General features: G+C 69.8%; 19 protein-coding genes and 1 pseudogene. 10 read left to right on the plus strand and 10 right to left on the minus strand.

What is annotated here, in order from left to right; all coding sequences use genetic code 11:
- Nucleotides 1-9: 9 nt before the first annotated feature.
- Together ACU6P3_RS12015 and ACU6P3_RS12020 are read right to left on the minus strand one after the other, a co-directional pair.
- Nucleotides 10-1,614 carry a sodium:solute symporter family protein gene (locus tag ACU6P3_RS12015; RefSeq protein ID WP_447197128.1) on the minus strand — a complete coding sequence of 535 codons (1,605 nt, stop codon included), beginning with the start codon at nt 1,612-1,614 and terminating at the stop codon, nt 10-12.
- Complete coding sequence (locus tag ACU6P3_RS12020) at nt 1,611-1,823, minus strand: DUF3311 domain-containing protein (protein WP_447197129.1); 213 nt, start codon at nt 1,821-1,823, stop codon at nt 1,611-1,613. The genes ACU6P3_RS12015 and ACU6P3_RS12020 overlap by 4 nt, the downstream gene beginning before the upstream one ends.
- Before the next feature lie 83 nt (nt 1,824-1,906).
- Here ACU6P3_RS12020 and ACU6P3_RS12025 point away from each other — a divergent pair, with 83 nt between their 5' ends.
- Complete coding sequence (locus ACU6P3_RS12025) at nt 1,907-2,905, plus strand: tetratricopeptide repeat protein (protein WP_447197130.1); 999 nt, start codon at nt 1,907-1,909, stop codon at nt 2,903-2,905.
- Nucleotides 2,906-2,924: 19 nt separating this feature from the next.
- On the opposite strand, the gene ACU6P3_RS12030 is transcribed toward ACU6P3_RS12025, so the two are convergent.
- Together ACU6P3_RS12030 and ACU6P3_RS12035 are read right to left on the minus strand one after the other, a co-directional pair.
- Nucleotides 2,925-4,040 carry an MrcB family domain-containing protein gene (locus tag ACU6P3_RS12030; RefSeq protein WP_447197131.1) on the minus strand — a complete coding sequence of 372 codons (1,116 nt, stop codon included), beginning with the start codon at nt 4,038-4,040 and terminating at the stop codon, nt 2,925-2,927.
- 134 nt (nt 4,041-4,174) lie between these two features.
- Nucleotides 4,175-4,822 carry an ATP-binding protein gene (locus ACU6P3_RS12035; RefSeq protein WP_447197132.1) on the minus strand — a complete coding sequence of 216 codons (648 nt, stop codon included), beginning with the start codon at nt 4,820-4,822 and terminating at the stop codon, nt 4,175-4,177.
- 171 nt (nt 4,823-4,993) lie between these two features.
- Between ACU6P3_RS12035 and ACU6P3_RS12040 the strand changes: the two genes are divergently transcribed.
- The 3 genes from ACU6P3_RS12040 to ACU6P3_RS12050 are packed head-to-tail and all read left to right on the plus strand — an operon-like array spanning nt 4,994 to nt 6,295.
- Complete coding sequence (locus ACU6P3_RS12040; protein WP_447197133.1) at nt 4,994-5,842, plus strand: helix-turn-helix domain-containing protein; 849 nt, start codon at nt 4,994-4,996, stop codon at nt 5,840-5,842.
- Nucleotides 5,839-6,060 (plus strand): DUF397 domain-containing protein, encoded by a 222-nt coding sequence (locus tag ACU6P3_RS12045; protein WP_447197134.1) that lies wholly within the window; start codon nt 5,839-5,841, stop codon nt 6,058-6,060. Before ACU6P3_RS12040 ends, ACU6P3_RS12045 begins: the two co-directional genes overlap by 4 nt.
- A gap of 40 nt (nt 6,061-6,100) precedes the next feature.
- Entirely contained in the window at nt 6,101-6,295 is a 195-nt protein-coding gene (locus ACU6P3_RS12050; RefSeq protein ID WP_447197135.1) for a DUF397 domain-containing protein, read from the plus strand.
- A gap of 7 nt (nt 6,296-6,302) precedes the next feature.
- Here the strand turns inward: ACU6P3_RS12050 and ACU6P3_RS12055 are convergent.
- Nucleotides 6,303-6,431, minus strand: a pseudogene (locus ACU6P3_RS12055) (IS5/IS1182 family transposase); the annotation flags it as partial.
- A 72-nt stretch (nt 6,432-6,503) separates the two neighbouring features.
- Between ACU6P3_RS12055 and ACU6P3_RS12060 the strand changes: the two are divergent.
- Nucleotides 6,504-6,887, plus strand: a complete 384-nt coding sequence (locus tag ACU6P3_RS12060; RefSeq protein ID WP_447197136.1) for a hypothetical protein — start codon at nt 6,504-6,506, stop codon at nt 6,885-6,887.
- 136 nt (nt 6,888-7,023) lie between these two features.
- Here ACU6P3_RS12060 and ACU6P3_RS12065 read toward each other — a convergent pair whose 3' ends face one another.
- Nucleotides 7,024-7,740: an LppU/SCO3897 family protein gene (locus ACU6P3_RS12065; protein ID WP_447197137.1), complete on the minus strand. Its 717-nt coding sequence runs from the start codon at nt 7,738-7,740 to the stop codon at nt 7,024-7,026.
- Nucleotides 7,741-8,001: 261 nt separating this feature from the next.
- Nucleotides 8,002-8,697, minus strand: coding sequence for an ATP-binding protein (locus tag ACU6P3_RS12070; RefSeq protein WP_447197138.1), 696 nt, complete (start codon nt 8,695-8,697; stop codon nt 8,002-8,004).
- Between the two features lie 185 nt (nt 8,698-8,882).
- Here ACU6P3_RS12070 and ACU6P3_RS12075 point away from each other — a divergent pair, with 185 nt between their 5' ends.
- Both ACU6P3_RS12075 and ACU6P3_RS12080 read left to right on the plus strand, forming a co-directional pair.
- Complete coding sequence (locus ACU6P3_RS12075; RefSeq protein WP_344277862.1) at nt 8,883-9,728, plus strand: helix-turn-helix domain-containing protein; 846 nt, start codon at nt 8,883-8,885, stop codon at nt 9,726-9,728.
- The gene (locus tag ACU6P3_RS12080; RefSeq protein WP_447197139.1) at nt 9,728-9,937 is read left to right on the plus strand and encodes a DUF397 domain-containing protein; all 210 of its coding nucleotides are present in this window, start codon (nt 9,728-9,730) and stop codon (nt 9,935-9,937) included. The genes ACU6P3_RS12075 and ACU6P3_RS12080 overlap by 1 nt, the downstream gene beginning before the upstream one ends.
- A 17-nt stretch (nt 9,938-9,954) precedes the next feature.
- On the opposite strand, the gene ACU6P3_RS12085 is transcribed toward ACU6P3_RS12080, so the two are convergent.
- Nucleotides 9,955-10,935: a hypothetical protein gene (locus ACU6P3_RS12085; protein ID WP_447197140.1), complete on the minus strand. Its 981-nt coding sequence runs from the start codon at nt 10,933-10,935 to the stop codon at nt 9,955-9,957.
- Nucleotides 10,936-11,095: 160 nt separating this feature from the next.
- On the opposite strand from ACU6P3_RS12085, the gene ACU6P3_RS12090 reads away from it, so the two are divergent.
- Nucleotides 11,096-11,446: a hypothetical protein gene (locus ACU6P3_RS12090; RefSeq protein WP_447197141.1), complete on the plus strand. Its 351-nt coding sequence runs from the start codon at nt 11,096-11,098 to the stop codon at nt 11,444-11,446.
- 330 nt (nt 11,447-11,776) lie between these two features.
- On the opposite strand, the gene ACU6P3_RS12095 is transcribed toward ACU6P3_RS12090, so the two are convergent.
- Complete coding sequence (locus ACU6P3_RS12095) at nt 11,777-13,078, minus strand: DUF445 domain-containing protein (RefSeq protein ID WP_447197142.1); 1,302 nt, start codon at nt 13,076-13,078, stop codon at nt 11,777-11,779.
- A gap of 340 nt (nt 13,079-13,418) precedes the next feature.
- Between ACU6P3_RS12095 and ACU6P3_RS12100 the strand changes: the two genes are divergently transcribed.
- Both ACU6P3_RS12100 and ACU6P3_RS12105 read left to right on the plus strand, forming a co-directional pair.
- Nucleotides 13,419-14,882 carry an SGNH/GDSL hydrolase family protein gene (locus ACU6P3_RS12100; protein WP_447197143.1) on the plus strand — a complete coding sequence of 488 codons (1,464 nt, stop codon included), beginning with the start codon at nt 13,419-13,421 and terminating at the stop codon, nt 14,880-14,882.
- A 167-nt stretch (nt 14,883-15,049) separates the two neighbouring features.
- A complete protein-coding gene (locus tag ACU6P3_RS12105; RefSeq protein ID WP_447197144.1) occupies nt 15,050-15,703 on the plus strand; it encodes a type 1 glutamine amidotransferase in 654 nt (217 codons plus the stop codon).
- A 147-nt stretch (nt 15,704-15,850) separates the two neighbouring features.
- On the opposite strand, the gene ACU6P3_RS12110 is transcribed toward ACU6P3_RS12105, so the two are convergent.
- Nucleotides 15,851-16,597 (minus strand): DUF1707 SHOCT-like domain-containing protein, encoded by a 747-nt coding sequence (locus tag ACU6P3_RS12110; protein ID WP_447197857.1) that lies wholly within the window; start codon nt 16,595-16,597, stop codon nt 15,851-15,853.
- Between the last annotated feature and the right edge of the window lie 104 nt (nt 16,598-16,701).

The following is a 16,701-nucleotide window of genomic DNA, read 5'->3' on the forward strand; positions in this document are numbered from 1 at the left end:
GGCTTCCCGTCATCGGGCGGTGTCGTCGCCCTCCAGCGCGGTACGAGTACGGCGCGGGGCCGGTACGCGCCGCCGTGCTCGCCGCGCGCGCGTCCCGTACACCCCGTAGGTCCCGTACGTCCCGTACATCCCGTACATCACCACCAGCGCGACCCCGAGGTTGGCCGCGAGCGCGACGATCCCGGCGTTCACTCCCCAGACCGGGTCCCGTCCCGTGAAGACCAGCGCGCACACCACCGCCACCCCCACCACGAGACCGCTCAGCCCGGCCGCCAGGGTGAAGCGCTTCCACATCAGCCCGAGCAGCACCAGGGGAAGCAGCTGCGCCATCCCCTCGTACGAGATGAGGGACAGCCGTACGAGCGTGGTGGGCGCCGCGTACGTCAGGATCAGCGCGACCGCTCCCGCGACCACGACGACCACCTGTGCGGCGCCCTTCTGCCGGACCTCCCGGACCTCCCGGACCTCCCGGGCCGGCCGCGCCTCCCCGGCCCGCCGACGCGACAGCAACGGGAACACGCTGCGCCCCCACATCGTGCCGATGACCAGCATGAAGACGGCCATCGGAACGATCGACGAGAGCGCCGCCGCCACGCCCACGACCCCGACGGCCCAGGCGGGCAGCGAGTCGACGACGAGTTCGAAGAGCGCGAGGTTCGAGCCGGCCCCGGTCAGGCCCGGGACGACGAAAAGGGCGGCCAGCCCGAGGAACATGGGGACGAAGAGCAGCACGTTGTAGGCGGGCAGCCAGATGGCGTTGCGGCGCAGCGCGTCGGCGTCGCGGGCGCCCAGGTAGCCGGCGACGGTCGTCGGGAAGATCACCACGGTGAGCGCGTTGAGCAGGGAGGTCGTCACGTACCACGCCCCGCCCAGCCCGCTGCCCCCAGCGCCGGAACCGCTTGTTCCACCACTCCCGCCCGGCAGGGTCAGCCACTCGCGCTTCTCCGCGACGAGCCGGTCGAGGAACGGCCCGTACCCGTCGAAGTAGTGCAGCGGTACGTACACGGCGAGGAACGCCAGCGTGCCGATCACCAGGACGTCCTTGAGCACGGACACCCACGCGCTGCCGCGCAACCCGCTGACCACGACGAATCCGGTGGTGACGGCGAAGGCGGCGAAGTAGGCCCAGTTCAGGCTGATCGCGCCGTACGAGATCGTCGAGACGACGACGCCCATGCCGGTGATCTGGAGCTGGATGTAGGGGAGGAGGAAGACGGTCGCCAGGACCGCCACCGCCGCACCGAGCCAGGGCCGGCCGTAGCGGTGGGCGAGGATGTCCGTCAGGCCCACGAGGTCGTGGCGGCGGGCGTACTCCCACAGCAAGGGGCCGACCAGGTAGCCGACGGCGTAGCCGCACGACATGTACGCGACCACGTAGAGGACGGGCGCGCCGTGGTTGTAGCCCCAGCCCGCGGCGCCCAGATAGCTGAAGCTCGTGTAGCTCTCGCCCGCCATCAGCACCCAGATGAGGACCGCGCCGAGGCTGCGCCCGCCCACGGACCACTCGGTGAGCCCGCCTCCGCCGCCGCCCCGGCCGCGTACGGCGAGCAGTCCGAGGACGACGGTCAGCACCATGAAGGCGACGAAGACGCCGGTGGCGACGACGGCGTTCACTCGCCCTCACCGTTCCTCATCAGTCGCCGGTCGCCGCGCCAGGCGAGCCAGACGGCGAACGGCGTGACCACGGTCGCCCCGAGCGTCCACACGAAGAAGAACGGCAGCCCGAGGACGACCGGATCCACCCGGTTCACCCAGGGCACCGCCCCCAGGAAGAGCACGAACGGAACCAGCAGCCAGAGCAGATGCGGACGCGGTCTGAACACCCGAAGACCTTACGGGACCCCGTACGGACCAGGCCCGGCGCATCCCCTCCGCCCCCGCCCCGTACAGCAGTACGGTGTGCACCATGCGCCCCGACATGCCTGCCGACCACACCACGGAAGCCGAGCGCCTGCTGCGCACGGCGGACCAGTACCCCGAGGACCACGAGCCCCTGCTGCTGCGGGCCGCGGCCCATCTGGAACTGGCCGGCGACCGCGACCGCGCGGCCGGCCTCTACGACACCCTGCTGGCGTCGTCGCCCGACCACCCCCACCTGGTGAAGGCGCTCAAGGCGGCCAACCTGTGGGAGTACGGTCACGACGCCGAGGCCCGCGCGATCATCGACGGCCTGCGCGCGGCGGCCCCGCTGGACCCGGCGCCCTGGGAGATCGTCGCGGAGACCCTGGAGTCGCACGACGAGCTGGAGGCGGCGCACGACGCGTTCACCGCGGCGCTCAACCTGCTCCTCACCCCGGGCGAGGACGTCCCGTACCCGACGCACGCCCTGCTGATCGGCCGCCACCGGGTCCGCCGGCTGCTCGGTCTGGCCCACGACGACTGGGACGGCCTGGCCGACCAGGTCAACCGCGCCCCGGTCACCCTGGACGAGCTGCACGACCCGAAACGCCTGTGGGCCCTCGGCTCCGACAACCCCGCCGAGCTCCGGGCCGAGATCACCCGGCTCCGCGCCGAACTGGGCTCCTACCGCTCCGCCCTCTCCCGCCCCTTCCCGGTCGCGGTCCTGCACTGGCCGGCGGCGGAACTGGCCGAACTCGTCGCCGCGTACCCGCCCCTCGCCGCCGAGTACCCCTCCCACGAGGCCCACCTGACCCAGCTGGAAGCCTCCCTCCGCGACCTCTCCGCCACCGGCACCCCCAACCTGGGCATCGTCACGGCCACGGTCCCCTCCTACGAAGCCTTCGCGGCCTCGGAGCAGTCCGCCCCCACCAACACCACCCTGCTCCCCGAATACGCCACCACCCTCGCCGCCCGAGGCCGAGCCACCCCCTGGCCCCCGGCCCGCAACGCCACCTGCTGGTGCGCCTCGACGAAGCCCTACGGCGCCTGCCACGGGGCGGGATAACCGGCGGCCACGGGCAGCTTTACCCCACCATCTTCCATTCCACCGCCCGAGGGGACCCGCGCCATTCGTCGCCTTCTTTCCATATAGACGCGATGCCTCGGTGCTCCAAGTAGTCGGCGTAGACCCCCACGTCTTCACTGAAGAGGCCTAGAAGATGAGGCTCACGCCGCCTCTTCTCGCGGTACAGGAAATGGCTGTACTCGTAAAGCTGCCCGACGGCCTGTCGCACGGCCTCCGTCGGGTTCCCCCTTCGTACGACCTTCGCTTCCACCAGCCATTCATCACTCGTGGCGGGATTTTGGCCATCGCGGTGCAGCACAAGGTCTTTGGGGTGGACGGACCTGGTCGTAGGCACGTACCCCCGAGACACGACATGGAGCCCGAAGGTCTTGATGAGCGCCTCATGATGGCGCCTCTTCACTTGCTGCTGTGCCTGAATGTTCGCGATGTAGTCCGAGCTGTCCTTGGGGCGGAAGCCCGCGAGCGGGTCGTCTTCTAGCGCCGCACGGTCATCAGGGGCGTAACTCACCTCGATGTCGCCAGGACTGTCCTCATCCCACCACAAGCTCTCGGCCACGGCTGTCCTCTTGAGTAGATCCGCCGCGTGGAACAAGTCTTCCTGAAGAACCGGTTCTTTGGGCAACTCGCCCGTCTCATAAGGGCGGGCGATGACGCTCGCGGCTTCGTACGCCCTCGGTCGATCGGCGTGATGGCGAAGCGCGGGCTCGTCGACCCATCCGGTCCTTCTTTGGGCGTCCGTCCACCGACGAAGCCGTCGTGCCTTCCGCCGAAGGTGTTCTTGCCTCGCCAGACCCCGGCCAAGTCGATCTTCTAGATGGGTAATGCCTTGCTGGAGAGTGAGCGTCACTGTCTGGAGGTCTGCGCTAAAGATGTACGCCAAGTACAGGCCCTTGCCGGGTTCCTCATTGATCTTCGTGTCGAACACGCCGATCCACGGGGTCGCGGCGGCCGAAGCCTGCCCGCCATATCCCTTCACGGTGTAACCAGTCGGTAGCGGCAAGTCGGTCCGTTGCGCGACTCCACGCAACACCTGCTGTCCCGCTACCTCCCTCTTCGTCCCCTCGCTCGCGTCATAGGTCCCGGCAATCTCCAGCAGCAGGTCACGTATACCCATGGAGCAACGCTAGGACAGGGCACCTGATCAGCGAACACGTTTAACGGTGTGTCGTGCGACGCACGGGCACGCAAGGGGTATGCCATCCAACCGGCGCCCATCTCGGCGCCAGTGCCCCATGGGACTTACCCCCCTCATCCTCCACCCTCGAAGCGCGCCTGGGCGCGCTCCAGCGCCTCGTCCGGGTCGCAGCCGTGAGCCCGGAGCCAGTGCAGGATGTCGGCGATGACGTCAATCGTGGCCTGTTGGGCTACCTCACTGCTCAACCGGTCGTGCCGATAAGGCGCTGGGGCGTCCCAACCGCAATAGAGCGTCAGCACTGCCTCCGCTCTCGCGACTTGAGGGCTCGCGACGTGGCCGTCGTGCGCGGTCAGGGCGGTGGCCAGTTCGCACCATGTGATCTTCGAGCCTCCGCGAAGGATCACACCCCACCGCTCTGCCACGGCGTCCACGATCGACATGCCCCTGCCTCGTTCCGCCTCGTCGGCGGCTGAGAGGAGCGTGGGAAGGGCTCGCGTGTCTCGGTCGCTCACCTCAAGACGAAGGCGCGTGCCTCTCATCGAGAAAGCCAAGGTCGTCGGCGTCCCGGCGCCCACGTGCGTGATGACGTTGGTGACCAACTCCGTCACACACAGCTGCGCTGCGTCCACCAGTTCCGGCAATCCCCAGTGATCGAGGTGCATCCGTACGACCCGTCGCAGCCCGGCGACTTCGCGCGCTTCCGCGAGGAAAGGGATGACCCACGGCTTGCGCCACATGCACCCCACCACATCTGCGGTCATGAACCTCACCTCCGTGACAATATGCGCACGAATCGTTACGCATAGCGAAGAGAATGGCATTCGCTCATCCCGTTATGCAATGTGCACAGCGGGATTCCCTCCAATGAGTGATTGGCGAGCCGCAGCCCCTCCGGTGGGATGGGGCCGTCGTTACGGATGCGAGGAGTTGAAGTGGCCGGATCCCCTACAGCGCGACGCCGTCGGCTGGCGATCGAGCTCAAGAAGTTGCGTGAGGAACATGCGCTGACCTGCAATCAGGTCGGCAAGGAACTCGATTGGAGCGGTTCAAAGGTCAACCGAATGGAGACGGGTCAGGGCCGCGTCCAGCCGTCGGACGTCGAAGCCCTGTGCCGCTTCTATGGCACGTCCGACGAGCTACGCGAGCTGTTGAAGTCTCTCGCCAAGCAATCAAAGACCAAGGGGTGGTGGCACGCCCACGGCGACGCCGTCCCTTCGTGGTTCTCCGTGTACGTGGGCCTCGAACAGGCCGCCGCCAGTCTGCGCACCTACCAGGGGGAGTTCATTCCGGGGCTGCTGCAGACGCCCGAGTACGCCACCGAACTCAGCCGCGCCACACCGGACCAGAACCCGGAGGAGATTCCACGGCTCGTGGACGTACGGATGCGCCGCCAACAGTTGCTGACCGAGGCAAACGCACCCGACTTCTGGGCCGTGGTGCATCAGAGCGTGCTCATGAGAGTCATCGGCAACCACCAGGTGATGACAGCCCAGCTCGAACGTATGCTGAAAATGGCGGAGTTGCGGACGGTGACCGTGCAAGTCCTGTCGTTCGACGCCGGTGCGTACCCAACCACCGGACCGTTCACCGTGCTCGGCTTCCCCGAGCAGGAAGATCCCGACGTGGTGTACCGAGAAGGGCTGACCGACTCGGTCTATCTGGAGCTTCCAACCGAGGTGGCCGTGTACACGAAAGCCTTCGACCAGCTCAGAGCGCTCGCCCTGAGTCCCCAGCGGTCAGCGACGCTGATCCGTTCAGTCTTGGAGGAACACGCCCGATGACCCAGTCACCCACCGGCCCTCAGTGGCGGAAGAGCAGCTACAGCAACGGTGCCGGTGGCGAGTGCGTCGAAGTGGCGGATCTTGAGACGGCCGGCGTCGCCCTCCGCGACTCGAAGCAACCACAGGGACCTCTCATAACCGTGCGGCACCACGTTTGGTCCGGCTTCCTCTCCGGGCTCCGCCACGGTACCCAGCTCGCTGCCACCAGTAGGCCGTAGTGATGTCCATTTCACTCCGGGAGCGTGGGAGGCACTGGTGATGCAATTTCCGCAGCCTGCAGAGGGGCTTGACTGGTTCAAGTCCGCTTACAGCGGCGGCAACACGACCGAGTGCGTGGAGGCCGCGTATCACCAGGCGGGCACGGCCGTGCGCGACTCCAAGGACCCGTCCGGTCCCTGGCTCGTCTTCCCTGGCGAGGCCTGGACCGGTTTCCTCGCAACGTTGAAGGACTAAAAGACCTCCGGCCCTTGCGGACCGCGTCCGCCCTCTCGCGCCGCAGAACCGTAACCACCTTCCCGAAGGTACGCGGCCTCAGCCCGGTGAACGGGGCTATCCAGGACGGCTCCGACGCCGTGATCACACCAGCCACATCAAGATCATCCCAGTTGCCGACACTGCCCCATGTCCTCGATGCTGTGTGCTCGGCAAGCAAGGAGGGCACATGGGGCTGGTTCTTTTCCCGGGCGACGGAGACAACAGCAGCCCGGATGTCTCCTGGTCCTACAGCGGCTTTGCCGCGTTCCGGCGGCGTCTGGCCGAGACCGAGGGGTTCGTCCTCTCCGAGATGTGGGGCTTCGGCGGCGAGCGCCCGTGGAACGAGGTGTCCACCGCTCTGGAGCCACTTCTCGATCATCCAGATGACGGGGGTGACGACCTCTCACCTGCCGAGTGCGCGTCGATTCTGGTCCGGCTGGAGGCGATCACCGACCAGTGGGCACGGGAGGAAGGTGACCATCTCCTCCAGCAGCACGTCGAGGACGCCCGCCAGCTGGCGGGCGTCCTGCGGCTCTGCACCGAAAAGGACGTCCCGCTGGCCTTCCTCTGAAGCCCACCAACCAGAAATCCACTTACGGGACACCCCTTACCGGACGAACGTCGTGGTTTCCGCCTATTGAGCGACCGAGGATGAACTGGCCGTTTCACGGAAGCGCTTGGGCGAGGCTGGGGAACCGAGTTGGCGGTCAGCCGCCCTGGTAGATCGTGGTGCACAGCAGCGTGGCACCGTCGTCCACCAGCCAGGCCCAGTAGCGGGTCTGATCGCCCGCCGCCTGGGAGCAGTTGTTCGCGTTTGCGCCCGCCGGGGCGCGATAGACGCCTGTGATGTGCATGATCTGGTTGTACGGGACGGGCACCGGCTCGCGTCGGCAGGCCACAGCCGTCATCATGCCGAGGGAGATCGAGTCGCCTGACTGCTGGCCGAGCATGCAGTAGGTGGCGTGGTAGATGCGGGTAAGGCAGAGTTTCGTGGTGTTGCCGGTGGTGGCGGACTGGTAGCTCCAGTACGACTTCCCGTAACTGGTGGGGCAGGCCGTGTTGGTGGCGGTCACTCGGACCAGCGCCTGCTCGTCGGCACAGGACACGGGCTCCGGCGGAACATCAACGCTCCAGTCGATGCTGGTGGTGCCCCCGCGGCCCGTGTCGTATACCGCCAGGCAATCGCCGACCGAGATGGCTTTGAGTGCCCCTTCGGTGGGATCCGAAGAGGGTGTCGACAGATCGCGTTTGGACTCGTCATCGTTCCCCGCGTTCCCCGCCCTGGCGCCAGGGATATCGGGGGTGCGCACGGCCGACGAAGGCGTGTACGGGCTTGGGCTGGAACTGGATGGGGGCGAGTCGCCCAACAGGTTCTTCAGCTCCGCCGCGTTGCTCACGCCCAGCCAGGCCAAGATCGACAGCACGGATGCGATTCCCCCGACCAGTGTCCAAAACTTGGCTATAGAATGATCATTGGATGCGCCTGCCACAATGCCCTCCCCCGCAGAGGCTCAGAGGATATTAACTTTTTGGCGCCGCTGAGGGTTAAAATCCGGTTATTCCGCCCCTGTCGGCTACCCCCACGCAGATCCAGCACCTCGCGGATTGCCATCCGGCCAGATCATCCGTTCCTCCGAATCGGTCATGCGCTGAGGACCGGACTAGCTAAGCATGATCGAGATCAATCACCGCTGGCCCGAAAGAACACAGTTTCCCGCATCCAGTTCCGCCTCGAAGCATCTCTGGGCGCGGTCCAGTGCCTCGTCCGGGTCGCAGCCGTGGGCTCGGAGCCAGTGGAGGAGGTCGACGACCACGCCGATCGCGGCCTCCCGGGCCACCTCCACGCTCAATCGGTCGTGTTGATAAGACGCGAGGGGCCCTCGACGCGAATAGAGCGTCAGCAGGGCTTCGGATCTGAGTACTTCGGCTCGGTCGGTGTGACCGTCATGCGAGGTCAGCTCCGTGGCCAGCTCGCACCACGTGACTTTCGAGTCCCCACGCAGAATCACGCCCCACCGTACCGCTGTGGCGTCCACCAGTGACAGGCCTCGCCCTCCCTCCGCCTCGTCGGTGGCGGCAAGCAGCGTGGGGACGGCTCGGGTGTCCGGGTCGCTCACTTCAAGTCGTAGGTGTGTGTCGTTCATCGACACAGCCAGCGTGGTCGGCGTGCCGGCTCCCACGTGCGTAATGACGTTGGTGACCAACTCCGTCACACACAGCTGCGCCGCGTCCACCAGTTCCGGCAAGCCCCAGACGTTGAGGTGCATCCGTACGACACGTCGCACGCCGGCGAGCTCCTTGGCCTCGGCCAGGAAGGGCAGATCCCATTCCTTCCTGGGAACACTGAATCGACACTCGCCCACTCTAACCACCCCTATCACGCGAGCCCAGTTGCCCTATGCAGCCGGTCGCATTCATAGAGTGACAGTGAGAGTTGCAAAATGGAACTCTCACCGCTCGCTCTCGGATGCACGCGGAGTTGGTGCGCGCCCCCGGCGTGCGCTGTGTTGCTGGATCAGACCGGCAGCGTGCACGCTCTGGAGGATCAACGCGAAGGGCCACGGGCATGGCTGTCGGACCAACAACACGCAGGCGCCAACTCGGCGCGGACCTCCGTCGCTTGCGTGAGAAGAAGGGCCTCACTCTTGAGGAGGCAGGGGACTCTGTCGGCATTTCCAAAGCGACTCTGAGCAGGTATGAGACGAAGGAAGGAGCCGTCAAGTGGCCGGTGGTGGACGCGCTTTGCCGTGAGTATGGGGCCACCGATCAGGAGCGGTCGGCACTGGTCGAGTTGGCGAAGGGGGCCAAGATCCGCGGCTGGTGGCACTCACTGGCCGATCCGATCCCCGAGTCCATGAACCTCATGCTCACCCTGGAGGACGAGGCGGTACGCGAGGACCACTACGCCTCCGTGTACGTGCCGGGGCTCCTCCAGACCCGGGCCTACGCGGAGGCGGTGCACCGCGCGTCGGAGATGCGCTGTGACAAGCACGAACTCACGCACATGGTCGACATTCGTATGAAGCGACAGGAGTTGTTGGACAGGGCGCAACCACCGCACCTCTGGGCCGTGATCGACGAGGCGGTCGTGCGCCGGAAAGTCGGGGGCCCGGATGTCATGCGTGAGCAGTTGCGTTATCTGCTCACGCGGACGCAGGAACCACACATCACCTTTCAGGTGCTGCCGTTCGACGCCGGAGCCCATGCCGCGGCAGTCGGCAGCTTCGTCGTTCTCGGCGGGCCGACCCCCGAACTCGACGTCGTGTACGTGGACATCCTCGGCGGAGGGCTGTTCATGGAGAAGCCGCCGGAACTCGACCGCTATAGGTTGGCGTTCGAGTATCTGCGCGCACAGGCGTTGGGCATCGAAGCGTCCGTCGCGCTCGTGAATCGGGTCTGCGAGGAGCTGTAGTGCGTGACAAAGAAGCACGGTGGTACAAGTCGTCGCACAGTGGTGGGAGCGGCACCGAGTGCGTCGAGGTCGCCGCGTTGGTGGGTCGTACGGCCATACGGGACTCCAAGGATCCAGGCGGGGGGCTGATCGCCGTTCCGCGTGATGTCTGGCAGGGGTTCGTCGGGGCTCTACGACAGGGGCGACTCACTGAGCCCGGCCATGGATAGCTGAACGCCGGGGCGGGTCAGACGTAGGGGCGGACGATGATGTTGGGGCGGGGGCGGGAGGGGGCCTGGGCGAGTTTGGTGCGGAGGGCCGCCACCAGTACGGCGGGGTGGTCGCGGATCAGGGCCGGGCAGGCCGTGACCACGTCCACTCCGTGGGCCTCCAGGCGCAGGCGGCGGCGGAGGGTGGCGCGGTATTCGGCGACGCCCAGGTGGTATTCCTCCGAGTCGACTTCCAGGGCGACGCCCGCGAACGGCCAGTAGGCGTCCGGGCGGGCCAGGAAAATGCCGGTGGGGGTCCGCAGGGTGGGGTTCCACAGGGGGTGGGGGAGGCCGGCGGTGCGGAGGGTGTCTCTGGCCTGGCCCTCGGCGATCGAGTGGACGCCGGCGCGGAGGTCGTCCAGGACGGTGCGGACCGCCGGGTTGCGCAGGGCGTGGGAGGCGCGGAGTTCGGCGCGGAGGTCTTCCGGGTGGCAGCTGGTGCGCTGGACCGTGCTCGTGAGGAGGGCGCGCAGGCGTTCGGTCGACGGCTCGTGGGCCGCGAAGTCGGACGCCGCGCGGACCGGGCGTACGCAGGGGATGCCCTCCACCAGCAGGGTGGGCGGCCAGCGGGTGGTGCGGCGCGGGCGTACGTACGCCGCGTCGCGCAGGCCGCGGTGCGCGCCGACCAGGATGTCGGCGTGGTGGGTGCCCGCGCCCCGTACGCCGTACAGGGCCAGTGCCGCCTCGCCGGTCAGGACGGCCGTCGTACCGGACAGGGGGGCCGGGTCGGCCGCCGCGTAGAGGACGGCGGCCAGCAGCCGCTGGCGCGGGTCGGGGGCTCCTGTCTGTATCAGGACCACGCCCGGGAGCAGGCGCTGCCACGGCCCGGCCGGTGCGCAGCGGCGCGCGGTGGTGCTGGGGGCCAGGCCGGTGGCGCGCAGTTGGCGGGTTGTCGCCAGGCGCAGCTGCGTACGGGAGAGGTGGGCGACGGCCGCGTCCGCGGCGGTGGCGCGAGGCATGGGTACGTGCTGCCCCGCCCCGGGCCCGAACCGGACATCCGCCGGCGGGCTGTGACAATCTCTTGCGTCCTCCGTTGCGTTGACGCAGCCCCTCCACGCCAGTGACCGCCGCGAACCTGGTTACGCTCGATCCCGTCCAGAACGGTGAAAGGCGGAAAAGATGACAGCGGAGTTGCGGATTCCGGCGGAGGCCGTGGCGGCCGGCGGGCTCGTCGGCGGGTACGCCGTCGCCCGGTGGACGAAGAAGCGTCCCCTCGGCGGGGTCGCGCTGGCCGCCGCCGGGGCCGTCGCCGCACGGCAGTGGTACGTGGCCGGCGGGACGAAGGCCGCGGTCGGGCTGAGCGCCGGGTACGTCGCCGCGTTCGCCGGGTCGCACCCCCTCGCCAAGAAAATCGGCGCCTGGCCTGCCGTTTTCGGCGTGGCCGGCGGCGTCGCCGCCGCCTCGTGGGCGGTCACCCGCCGCGCCGGACGCCGCACCGGGACCGCTGCCGGAAGCTGCGCCCGAAGCTGAGCCGAAAAATATTTTCGGGGAGCTTGAACACGGCCGCCGTACCCGCCGTACTTGTGGGCACTCCCCCATGGTGGCTGGGCGCGTGAACGGACGACAGGGTCCGCGTCACGCGCCCAGCACTCTTTTCGACCGTCACGTGTCACCGCACGGTCACCGAACCCGGCCCGCCCGGACCACCGCGTCGCCCGCGCCCCGTACCGGCGGCCGTAGCGCGTGCGTACCGCGTACCGCTCGCACCGCCCGTACCGCGTGCCGCCCGTACCGCGTACCGCTCGTGCCGCTCGTAGCGCCCGTAGCGCCCGTACGCGTCGGTCCCCCGCGCCCGCCGCGTCAGCCGCCCAGCGCGTGCGACACCGTGTAGATCACCAGTCCCGCCAGCGCGCCCACCACCGTGCCGTTGATCCGGATGAACTGGAGGTCCCGGCCGATGTGCGCCTCGATCTTCTTCGAGGTGTCGTCCGCGTCCCAGCTCGCCACCGTGTCCGAGATCAGCGACGTGATCTCGCTCCGGTACGTCGACACGACATACGCCGCCGCGTCCTCGATCCAGCCCTCCAGCTTCCCCTGGAGCCGCTCGTCCGTCGCCAGCCGCCTGCCCAGGGACAGCAGGGACGCGCGCGCCCGCAGCCGCAGTTCGCTGCGCTCGTCCTCCGCCGCCGCCATGATCATCGACCGTACGGAGGACCAGGCCGAGGCGATGACGTCCTGCACCTCCGGCCGGGCCAGCAGCTCCGACTTCAGGCGTTCGACACGCGCCCGGGTGTCCGTGTCCGACTGGAGGTCGGCGGCGAAGTCCCGCAGGAAACGGTCGATCGCGCCCCGCGCCGGGTGCTCCGGCATGTCGCGCATCTCCACGACGAAACGCAGCAGTTCCCGGTAGACCCGGTGGCCGACCTTGCGGTCGACGAAGCGCGGCGTCCAGCCCGGCGCGCCGCCCTGGACCGCGTCCGTGATCGACTCCTCGTGCTTGACCAGCCAGTCGTGCGCACGGGCGCAGATCAGATCGACGGCGCGGTGATGGGCGCCCTCCGCGACGACCTGGTCCAGGGTCTTGCCCAGTCCGGGCGCGATCTCCGCCGCGTTCGCACGGCGGGTGATCGCCTCGCCGACCACCGCCTGCACGTCCGAGTCCCGCAGGACCGTCAGCGCCCCGCGCAACGCCGTGGACAGCTCGGCGGTGACCCGGTCGGCATGGGCGGGGTCGGCCAGCCAGGTGCCCAGCCGGGCGCCGATCCCGAGGCCGCCGAGCCGGGCCCGTACGACCTCGGGCGACAGGAAGTTCTCCCCGACGAACGCGCCGAGGGACGCGCCCAGCTGGTCCTTCTTGTTCGGGATGATCGCCGTGTGCGGGATGGGTACGCCCAGTGGGTGCCGGAACAGCGCCGTCACCGCGAACCAGTCGGCCAGCGCGCCGACCATGCCCGCCTCGGCCGCCGCCGCGACATAGCCGGGCCAGCCCTCCACCCCGGAGTTCTTCGCCCAGGTGGCCAGCACGTAGATCACGGCGACGAGCCCCAGCAGGGCGGTGGCGGTCGTCTTCATCCGGCGGACGCCGCGCCGCTTCTCTTCGTCGGCGGCCGTGTACGAGAACGATCCCAGGCCCAGGGGCCCGCCGCCCGAGCCCTTGCCCATGCCCTTGCCCGTGAGCCCGGCCGAAGGCCCGGGCCCGGCCCCGCCCGCACGTCCGGGCCCGTCCGCACGTCCGGCCCCGTCCGCGCGTCCGGCCCCGCCCGCACGTCCGGCCCCGCCCGAGGGATGCGCGGGCCGCGCGGCAGGCGCCCTGTCTTCCGGTTCTTCCGGTTTATCCGGACCCGTACGTTCCATCCGCTCCGCCCGTTCGCCTGCGCGTCCCAGCCCAAACCCACCCGTACTCATTCTCTCTGTCCTCAGTTACTCCCGGGGCGCACGTCGAGTTCCCGGGTGATGCCGGATGATGTGTTCAGAACGTCGGTGTGAGGGAGACACGGGGGCCATGGCCAGATATCGCGCTTTCGCTCTGTTCGGGGGGCTTGTGTGCGTCGTGGCACTGGTGTGCGCGACGATAGTCGGCGGCGTCGGGCTGCTGGGCGGCGGCTCCGGGCCCGGCTCGGCCTCGTCGTTCTGGAACAGCCCGCTCTGGAGTGCCTCCCCCGACAACGACCAGGACGGCCGGGGCGGCCAGAACGGTCAGGGCGGCCGGAACGGCTCGAGCGGCGGTCCGGGCGGCGGCCAGGACGGCGCGCCCACCGGGACCGGTGACCGCGACCCGGCCCGCGATCCGGCCCGTAACCCCGTGGGCGCCGCCGAGCCCGCCTCCGCCGGCGCCTGGGTCGGCACCTGGGCCGCCGCGCCCGCCGGTGTCGAACCGAGGGCACCTATCGGCCACCCCGGCAGCACCATCCGCAACGTCGTGCACACCAGCATCGGCGGCACCAGCGTCCGGGTCACCCTCTCCAACCTCTACAGCCCCAGGGCTTTGCTGATCGGCCATGCCTCGGTCGCCGTCGGCGACGGGAACGGGGGCGCCCAGGCCGCCGAGGGGACGATGCGGCGGCTGACCTTCGGCCGGAACCAGGCCGTGACCATTCCGGCCGGCGGCCAGATCGTCAGCGACCCGGTCCGGCTGCGGGTGCCGTACGACAGCGATCTGCTGGTCACGCTGCACACCCCGGCGGCCGGTGGCCCGGTCACGTACCACCCGCACGCGGCGCAGACCTCGTACATGGCCGTCGGCGACCGTACGGAGGACCCCGCCGGCGCCTCGTACGCCCCGTCCTCCCGCGTCTGGCGCTACCTCACCGCCGTCGACGTCCTCAACCGCGACGCGCGCGGCGCGGTCGTCACGTTCGGCGACTCCATCACCGACGGCGTCGGCTCGACCCCCGACACGAACCGCCGCTGGCCCGACGTCCTCGCCGACCGCCTGCGCGACCAGCACATCGGCGTGCTCAACGAGGGCATCGGCGGGAACCAGGTCCTCGGCGACGGCACGCGCGCCCGGGCCGGCTCCAGCGGCATCTCGCGCTTCCAGCGCGACGTCCTGGACCGGTCGGGCGCCAAGGTCGTCGTCATCGACCTCGGCATCAACGACATCCTGCGCGGCCGCGAGACCGACCCCACCAGGATCACGAACGGCCTGAAGAACCTGACCCGGCAGGCGCACGCCCGTGGCCTGCGCGTCGTCGGCTCGACCCTGACGCCGTTCGGCGCGCACCGGGGGTACAACGAGGTGACCGAGTCCGTACGCGAGAGGGTCAACGAGGAGATCCGGTCGGGCCGGGTCTTCGACGCGGTCGTGGACTTCGACCGCGTGATCCGCGACCCGTACGCGCCGGACCGGATCCGGCCGCTGTACGACGCCGGGGACGGCCTGCACCCGAGTGACGCGGGCTACCGGGCGATGGGCCGCCACCTCAGCCTCCAGACCCTGACCGGAAAGATCCAGGCCCAGCTGTGACATCCCCGTACGGCCGTACTCCCGCTTCGTCCGGGCCCGCTCCGGCGCCCTCCGCGCCCGCGCCCGCTCCCGCTCCGTCCGGCGGCCCCCGCGTCCTCGTCGTCCGCAACTCGGACCGGAGCGGCCCCGGGCGCCTCCTCCCCTGGTGGGAGGAGAGGGGCCTGACCGTGGTGGAGGTCCCCGGCGCCTCGACTCCCGCCTCCCCGGCCGGCTACGACGCCGTCGTCCTGCTCGGCGGCGGCTTCCTGCCCGACGCCGACGACCACGCGCCCTGGCTGCCGGCCGAACGCGAACTCGCGCGGCGGGCGGTGGCCGACGGGGTTCCGCTCCTCGGCATCTGCCTCGGCGCCCAGGTGCTGGCGCTGGCGACGGGCGGTACGGTACGCGGCGCGTACGGCCGCCCGGAGCGCGGCTCCCGCACCGTGTCGCTGAATCCGGCAGCCGCCGAGGACGCGCTGTTCGCCGGCCTGCCCGGTGAGTTCCGGGTCATCCAGAACCACCGCGACCAGATCACCGCGCTGCCGCCCGGCGCCGCCCTGCTCGCCGGGAGCGCGGCCTGTCCCGTTCAGGGATTCCGGGTGGGGAGGCGGGCCTGGGGCGTGCAGTTCCACCCGGAGGCCGGTGCGGACCGCCTGGCCGGCTGGGACGAGGCGGCCCTGGCCGACGCCGGTCTGGATCTACGGGCGCTACGGGCCGAGGCCGAGCGTGCCGAGCCGGAGTCCGCGCGGAGCACGCGACGCCTGGCGGTCAACTTCGCCGAGGTCGTACGGCGGAACGCCCGCGCGGACCCGGATCTCGTCCCGGCCGTGGGCGGCTCGTGAGCGGGCCACGCCCCGCCGTACCGCAACGCGCCGTACCTCGCCTCGCCTCGGCAGGACGCGCCTCGCCCCGCGACGGCACGCCTCGCGACGATGCCGCCAGGACGCGCTCCTCGGTCCCGCGCAACCGGTCCGTCCGGGTCCGCCGCCCTACTCGTCGCGCCGCTCCCCCCGGTCCGCCTTCTTCTCCAGCCTCAGCCGCTTCCGCTCCTCCTTGAGCCGGCGCTTCTCCGACTCCCTGAGCTTGCGCTCCACACCGACCCCGCCCATCAGCGCGAACCCCGTGATGACCACCCTCGGTGCCCCCGGCGCCACCTCGCTCCGTACGTCCCCCGCCTCGCCGAAACCGCCCATGAGGCCGAAGCCCCTGACCTCGACGTCCAGGTCGTGCGGCACGGTCACATGGACCCCGCCCATCAGGGCGAAGCAGCGGATCACGACTTCACGGCCCTCGAAGCTCGCCTCGCGCAGATCGATCTCGCCGCCCGCCTGGAAGACAGCCGCCGTGAACATACGGCCGACCGTCCACCTCCCCCTGCGGCGGAACCCGCTCCAGAACGCGAACGCGCCCTTCGACGTCGCCGGGCCCTGGCCCACGCGGTCCGCCCAGCCGCCGTCGGCCCCGCGCTCGGAAACCGCCGCGCCGGACGCCGCCACGGCCGCCGCGCCGGAAGCCGCCACGGCCGCCCCGGGCGTCAGCAGGGTCCCCGGCTCCGGCAGGTCCCGTACCAGTGGCACCAACTCGCCATGAGTGCGCGCCTTGAACGCGGCCTCCAAGCGCTCGTCGAACTCCACCATGTCGAGCCGGCCCTCGGCCAGGGCCTCCCGCAGCCGTTCCGCCACCTGCTCGCGCTCGGCGTCGGACGCCCGTGTCTCCGACCGCACGTCCGACCGCACGTCCGGGTGCGTCTCCGGGCGCTTCGCGGGGCGCGTCTCCGGGCTCATGTCAGGCCGCCCCCCGGGCGGTTCGCTCGTCATACGGGCAGACTAGCCATCCGTTC

The organism is Streptomyces hebeiensis (genome assembly GCF_052983195.1).